This is a genomic window from Coleofasciculus sp., assembly GCF_046539235.1.
GTDB lineage: Bacteria > Cyanobacteriota > Cyanobacteriia > Cyanobacteriales > Coleofasciculaceae > Coleofasciculus.
The window spans coordinates 1-7,351 of the sequence record NZ_JBKHHI010000335.1 but is presented as its reverse complement, the minus strand read 5'-3'; the positions used below and the strand labels follow the sequence as shown (position 1 = coordinate 7,351).

Sequence of the window (7,351 nt, the reverse complement as noted above, 5' to 3'; positions counted from 1 at the left end):
AATCCGTTGTCGAGCTTGAGTACGCACAAAATAAGGTATTTTTTTGAGTTTCGCCTTAGCTTCGGGTGTCCAGTCTAAGGTATCTGTATAATTAGCGCTGTTCATAGTTCAATGCAAGGGGGAGGCTTTTCTCATTCCGCTTTGATCTTAACCCAGAGGGGCAGGGGGGAAGCTGGGGGAGCAGGGGGAGTGATGTAGAGACGTGCCATGGCGCGTCTGGAAGCTGGGGGAGGTAAAAAAAGATAATAGTGAAACCAGCCCCGACAAACCAGGTTCTCTGAAGGTCGTGAAGGGTCAACACTCAACCCTAAACACTCAAAACGTCCTTCATCCCAGCTAACCAATCGAGTAGAATCTGGTTGAACTGTTCTGGGCATTCATCATGAGGACAATGACCCGCATTATCCAACTCGATCAACTTGATATTCGGGTTGAGAGCGGCAAACTGTTGGGCTAACTGGGAAGGAATCATCCGGTCTTGACGCCCCCAAATTAACAGTATAGAACTATCCAAAGTCGGCAAAACCGATTTGACCGGAGGACCAAATTTAGATGAGGTCATCGCTTTAAACAGCGCACTAAATGTAGCCGCCGCCCCGCGATCGCGAGCAGGTTGGGTGAGAATGTCCACTAATTCTGCATCAATAGCCCTAGGGTTGGCATAAGCAAGTCCTGCCCATTTCTGGACAATTGATGGGCGTCGCAGCAGATAAAAAAGACTTTGGAGAACCACAGGAGACGCGACTAGACCCTCAACCGTTGATACCACAGGTCTCAGCCAACCCGGAAGTGCCTCTTCTCGGAGGGAAAAATCTGGCAAATTAACCAAGGCAAGTCCCTTAACCATCTCCGGGTGAGTGGCGGCTGCGCTCAGAGCCACCAGTGAACCGATTGAGTTACCCACTAACACTACGGGGTGTTGGATCAAGGTTCGCCAGAATTCATAAACTTGATTGACCCACAACTCAATCGTATAGGTTGTCCCAGCTTTGCGCGAACTGCCAAACCCCAACAGATCTAGCGCATAAACCGGGTAGTTCTGACCCAGTACCGGTAGGTTATGACGCCAATGTCCGATGGAAGTACCAAATCCATGCAGCAGCAGAACGGGAGGAGTCAATGTTGAGTGAGACTGCGGTGGACGAATATAGGTGTAACGAGTCTGCCAACCTTGCCAAACCCAGTCTCGTTGATTGCCGACTCGTTGCTGCCACGATACCGATGGATTCACACCATGCCTCAACTTCAAAAACGTTTACAAATCCTTACCTATTATTGTAGTGGTTTCTTGAAGTTACTGATACTTTCAGCAATTTGGAAGTTACCTTAAAAAGATGGACAGAAACTGGAGCAGAGTCAGTAGAATGGCAAGTAAAATCCGCTTACTTTTATCCAACCCTTAACAACTAGAAATTCAAGCAGACACCCGTGAGTGATAGAAGACGCCAACGCGATCTACCCCAAATCAACGAAAGAATCCGCTATCCTAAGATTCGTGCGATTGATACCGATGGCACACAGCTAGGAATCCTTGCACCTCAAGAGGCTTTACGCATCGCCGAGGAAAAAGAGTTGGATCTGGTTTTGGTTAGCGATAAGGCAGATCCGCCCGTGTGCCGCATCATGGACTACGGCAAATACAAATTTGAACAGGAGAAGAAAGCCCGCGAAGCCCGGAAGAAGCAACACACGGCGGACGTTAAAGAAGTCAAGATGCGCTATAAGATTGATGATCATGACTACCAGGTGCGTGTCAACGCAGCTAGGCGCTTTCTGAAATCAGGAGATAAAGTTAAAGCCACGATTACCTTTAGGGGGCGAGAAATTCAGCACGCCAACTTAGCCGAAGACTTGCTCAAGCGCATGGCAACGGATTTACAGGACGTTGCCGAAGTCCAGCAAGCCCCCAAACGGGAAGGTCGTAATATGATGATGCTACTCTCTTCCAAAAAATAAGACTTGGGTTCATTGGTCATTAGTCATTAGTCATGGGTTAGCCGCTATGGACTATAGCTAATGACTTAGGACTAACGACTAAGGACAAACTGCTAAATGAAACTACAAACTCGTACTCGCATTCAAAATGAATGGGTACGGCGAATCCTAGAATTGGTCAATCTTCGTCCAGAAGAAGGCGAGCGCACCTTTTTGATGTTCGCCTTCTACACCGCTACCTCAGTTGGGCTACTTTGGTTTGAGTATAGTGCGACAGCACTGTTCTTGGACGAGTACGGTGCGAGGTGGTTACCCGTCATTTATATCGCCAGCTCCGTGATGGTGTCTGGACTAGGTGTCTTATACTCTTGGCTACAAGAACGGATGCCGATGAGGGGTGTCTTAGTCACAGTCGCTTTCCTAACGGGCGTACCCTTGTTGATCTTACGGTTGACCCTAGGCTTTAGCTATTTAAACGGGTTAATCGCCTTAGGTACCGTTTTTCTGTTGCGATTGTGGATGGATGCGGTCGAAGTTCTCAATGATCTCAACTCTCAAGTTGCCGCGAATCAATTATTCAATATCCGGGAAATTAAGCGCACCTATCCGATTGTGTCATCAGGACTCTTAGTGGCTGATGTGATCTCCGGCTTTTCTTTACCCCTGCTGCTGTTGGTTGTCGGCACAATTCAAAACGTTCTCGTGGTAGCGGCGTTGATGATGATGGTTGGCGCTGGCACTTTGTTTTATTTAACCCAACGCTACCAGCAAGCCTTTCCTAACTTACCCACAAGGGATTGGGAAGACGATGACCAGAAATTTGTGGTTCGCCGCACGACCGGACATCTACAACGCTATATTGTGCCGTTATTTGCCTTTTTTATTCTCGGTGAAGCCCTGTATCTGCTGGTAGAGTTCCAGTATCTGGGTCAATTAGAGGCAAATTTAGAAGCTTCAGATATTGCTGGGTTTTTGGGGTTATTCAGTGGGATTGTCGGCATATTTGAACTCACCTCTCAGTGGTTCATATCCAGTCGCGCTGTGGAACGTCTGGGCGTCTTTGTCGCGGCGATGATGCTACCTGCGTCCTTAGCGATTATGGGCTTAATCACATTGAGTGGTTTACTGGATGTGGTGATTAAGCTGTTCGGTGCAGTGATTACCATCCCTGGATTTGTGACTGGACTATTTGTCGGTCTAATTTTTCTGCGGTTTATTGACGAACTCCTGCGCTATACCTTAATTGCTGGCATTGAACCGTTCTTGTTTCAACCGATACCCGAAGGAATTCGTAATGCCCTACAAACCCGAGTACAGGGAATTGCAGAACCCATAACCACGGGTGTTACGGGTATTAGTATGCTCGCTGGGATTTGGCTGTTGCATCACCTATTTCCAGGACAGCCGGAATCCCAAATTCAACAATGGCAGAGTGGTATGTTTATTCTTGCCATTGTGTTTTTCTCCCTAATCTGGTTGCTGAGTGCTTGGTCGATGCGCTCGACTTACGTTACCTTGCTGGTTGATAGCGCTGAACAAGGACGCTTAGGGTTTTCTGATGTTGACTTAAAGGCGTTCAAGCGAACGGTGATAGAAACTCTGGAACAACCAGGTACGGAAGCGGATAAACGCTCTTGTATTCAACTGTTATCCCAGATTGACCCCACGAATGTGGGTGAGGTACTGGCTCCCCTTTTGCCTCGGCTTTCCATTGCGCTTCAGTGTCAGAGTCTAGAGGCGATGTTGGAGTATCCCAACCCCGCCTATTGTCGGGACGTGCAAGTCTTGATTGAGCAGAAACCGCCGCCAGAAGTGTTGGCGTTGGCGCTGCGTTATGTTTGGCTGACTCAACCGGAATTGGATATTGACACGATTAAACCTTATCTCCATGGAACCGTTGATCCGATGGTGCGAGCCACAGCCGCCGCGATTATTTTGCGTCGGGGAACCCCGCAAGAGAAGGCAGAAGCGACAGAGATCCTGCGGCGAATGGTGAACTCAAAACGGGAACGAGAACGGGTGATGGGGACACGGGCTTTAGGAGAGGCAGAGTATTTGCAAGCCTTGCGAGTTTATATTCCCCATCTGTTAAAAGATGAATCGTTGCGTGTTCGTTGCGCTTTATTAGAGGTGATTGCGTCAACCCATTTGGATGAGTTCTACCCATCGCTAGTACGAGGACTTTATTACAAATCGACTCGTGAAGCGGCTCGCATGGCGTTGGTGCGTCTGGGGAATGAAGCGATTCCGTTGCTGCTGGAGTTGGCAGAAGATATCCATAAACCGGATTTAGTTCGGGTACAAGCTTGGACGGCGTTGGCGGAGATTGGCACACCCGAAACCCTGAATTATCTGGTGCAACAGCTAATGACGAGTTGGGGGATCAGCCGTCGTAATATTCTCCGCAGCTTATTGAAAATTCCCAATGAGAAAGGAATCGATGTGGTGCTAGATCAGTTGGGACGGAGTGGGATTGAGACGTTAATTGAGCAAGAACTGCTGTTTTTGGGTCAGATTTATGCCGCTCTGGTGGATTTGAAGCCAGAACTGATCAGTGGACAGGAGGCAGATTTGCTGCGACGGGCGTTAAATGATCAGCAAAAGGATTTGTTGGAGAATTGTTTTTTGCTGATGAAGTTTCTTTATCCCGTTGGTGCAATTCAAGCGGCATCCTTTAATCTGCAATCTGAGTCCCGATCTAATATTGCTATGGGGATAGAAATATTAGATAATAGCATAGATATTCCCCAAAAGCAAGCTTTTTTAGCCCTGTTTGATCGCCGTTCCTTTGGCGAAAAGCTGGAATGTTTGCAAGAACTGGTGTCTTATCAACCGATGAATCCCAGCGATCGCGTGCGACGATTGATTGAGTTTCGTCATTTTCTCTCGGATTGGACGCTGGCTTGTTGTTTCCATTTAGCCCGAGGGGCTTATATGAGTTTGACACCGGCAGCAACGTTAGTCTGTCTGCGTCATCCCACGGGTTTTGTCCGAGAAGCAGTTTTAACCTATTTGAAAGCCGCATCGCCCCGTTCTTGTATTGAGTTACTCCCGATGCTTAAACATGATTCTGATCGGTTAGTGGCGGCGGTAGCTCAACAGATGAGTAACGAATTTGGTCTGGTGAGCTGATGGAGCAGTCGTTAGGAAAGGTTTATCAAGGGGTTATTGGCTTAATTTTCAGGGAGATCAAGGGGATTTTCAGGGAGATCAAGCAGATTGGTGTGTTTATGGTACCTTAATTCCTCTATTATCAGTCAAAGTGGGATAAAGTAAACTAGAGCTTTGTGCAGCTACACTTGGCACCAATCCCCAGCAGCTACCCGCTAACCCCATGTTAACCAGCGTTGAGCGTTTACTTTTTGTCAGGGGCGTCCCCATTTTTCAGGAATTGCGGGACGATTTTCTGGTGCGCGTTGCTTCGGTTATGGATGAGCTATCATTTCCGAGTGATCATACGATTGTTACCCAAGGGGAAGAAGGGCGATCGCTTTATATTGTGGTGTCCGGTTCCGTGCGGGTTCACATTGGCGATCGCGATTTGGCTTATCTGAAGCAAGGTGCTTGTTTTGGCGAGATGTCACTTTTTGATGCTGAACCACGTTCCGCCTCAGTGACGACGCTGGAAACCTGCGAATGTCTGATGCTGACTCAATTGCAATTGTATGACGCTATTGATGAGACCCCAGGAATTGCGATTAATATTATCCGCTTACTCTCGCGCCGCATTCGAGAACTAAATAATAAGTTGAATGCTTACGAGGTGAAACATCCGGCGTCTGATTTCAGCAAAACCAGCAGTAATTTTACGAGGTAGTTGAGGATTACAGCGTTAAAGTTTTGTGCCGATAGTGATTCCTAGTCTCTTGGAGATCGAGAGCGATTCGTTCCCGCAATTGCCAAGGTAGCAAGACTTCTACCTCTGCACCCAAAGCCCGTAAGCGCCGGATGACGTGATAATCGTTAACGCGGTATTGAGCTTGGTAGTAGCCATCATCAGGAGAGCGATGTTGCAGAATGTCTAGCAGAGTAGTTCTGTGTTCGGGATTGGGCGTATGTTGTTTGATGAAACGGGTGGCTTGCTGATAGTTAATCGGGGCAAAGGTGTGATGTAGGAACGTACCTCGGATATAGTGATCATGAAACTTTTGGTTGAACCGCAGTACCATCAACGCCGATGGTTTATAGAAATCAAATCCCCAAGCTTGTTTCAGTTTTGTGTGAACCGTTGTGGGTGTTGGCAGTTGGTTCTTCTCATATTGTTCCTGCAACAACTGGGGGACGCGGGGATCAGTCCAGTTTAATGGCATCAACCGCTCAGAACAAATTCGGTCGAGGCGATAATTGTGCCAATTGATTTCGCTTTGGGGAGTGCTGCCATAGGCACATAAGTATTTTGCCCGTTCCATATAATAGATGCAAACCGGATAGATAACGCATTCTTTGATTAAACCCAAATGAGCGCTGTGATAGGTCATTAGTAGGGGAGATATTTGTCCAGAGTCCCAAATTTCCTGCAATTGTCCCTGAAGTTGATCCACTTGGTCTTGTTTTTGGGTGGATTCCGGGACTAAGTAGTCAACGTACAAAAAGACGCGATGAGTATCGTCTTGAGGATGGGGAGAAATTTGCTCGGTTAAGAACGGGATATTGGGGTCGAGAAAACTAATCATCTCTAAGGTTTCCACCAAATAAACCTGTTCTTGAGGTGTCAGGTTGCTGTTAGAGATTCGGTTTTCTGGTTGCTGAGAAATGGGCAATACTTGGACACGGCGGTAGTTCTTGCTTCTCCCGGTTGAGTGAGGGACTCGTTGCAGCCAGTTGAGATCAACCAGTAAGTCTAAGTCACTCTGAAGGGATTTACGAACTTGAGCAAATAGCCGTTCGTGGAGCAATTTTTTCAAGTCAGAATCGGAAATTGACAGGTGTTGTTGTAGGGATTCTTGCCATTCATCAATGGCTATATTCAATTCTTTGAGCCATGTTCTGGTGGTTTTCGTGCAGGCGCAGTTAGGTTCATGGTGCTGGAGAATATCGTTTTGCTTCTCATCCTGGTGCATTGGGCTGAAGAAGGCTTGACGCCAATCAGCGTAGGTGAAGCTGTCGGGTAAAGCCGCGTATCCCTGATCCCCATACAGCCAGCGCAGCCAAACCCATAATCTCACCGCCCGGGTGAGATGGTGATTTTGTGGCAAAAGTCCTTTGGCTAATTGTTGCAGGAGTTGAGGTTGGGGGGGATGGCGAAAGAATAGATCAAACATCAGTTTGGTTTTGGCGAGTGTGGCTTATAGGTTATCAAGTATCGGAAGGGGGTGCTTCCGCAGGGGTGGCATAATTTTGGGTACAGAAGCGATCGCGCCCTCGACTCTTTCCCCTCTCAATCCCATGGAGATAAGTTGGATTAGAGTGTTAAGGA

The 7,351-nt window shown here is 47.6% G+C and carries 6 protein-coding genes; 3 read left to right on the top strand and 3 right to left on the bottom strand.

Annotated features, from left to right (window positions below; genetic code table 11):
- Positions 1-105 (bottom strand): PCP reductase family protein (locus ACLFWI_RS23100; RefSeq protein WP_446414875.1); only part of this gene is annotated, 105 nt, incomplete at its 3' end.
- 202 nt (positions 106-307) lie between these two features.
- Entirely contained in the window at positions 308-1,231 is a 924-nt protein-coding gene (locus ACLFWI_RS23095) for an alpha/beta fold hydrolase (RefSeq protein WP_446414874.1), read from the bottom strand.
- 197 nt (positions 1,232-1,428) lie between these two features.
- Here ACLFWI_RS23095 and infC point away from each other — a divergent pair, with 197 nt between their 5' ends.
- From infC to ACLFWI_RS23080, 3 genes are all read left to right on the top strand, one after another.
- The gene (gene infC / locus ACLFWI_RS23090) at positions 1,429-1,956 is read left to right on the top strand and encodes a translation initiation factor IF-3 (RefSeq protein ID WP_446414873.1); all 528 of its coding nucleotides are present in this window, start codon (positions 1,429-1,431) and stop codon (positions 1,954-1,956) included.
- A 96-nt stretch (positions 1,957-2,052) separates the two neighbouring features.
- Positions 2,053-5,067 (top strand): HEAT repeat domain-containing protein, encoded by a 3,015-nt coding sequence (locus tag ACLFWI_RS23085; RefSeq protein ID WP_446414872.1) that lies wholly within the window; start codon positions 2,053-2,055, stop codon positions 5,065-5,067.
- A gap of 202 nt (positions 5,068-5,269) precedes the next feature.
- Entirely contained in the window at positions 5,270-5,752 is a 483-nt protein-coding gene (locus ACLFWI_RS23080; RefSeq protein WP_006098974.1) for a Crp/Fnr family transcriptional regulator, read from the top strand.
- Between the two features lie 7 nt (positions 5,753-5,759).
- Here the strand turns inward: ACLFWI_RS23080 and ACLFWI_RS23075 are convergent, their stop codons facing one another.
- The gene (locus tag ACLFWI_RS23075; protein ID WP_446414871.1) at positions 5,760-7,196 is read right to left on the bottom strand and encodes a TIGR03985 family CRISPR-associated protein; all 1,437 of its coding nucleotides are present in this window, start codon (positions 7,194-7,196) and stop codon (positions 5,760-5,762) included.
- Positions 7,197-7,351 lie beyond the last annotated feature (155 nt).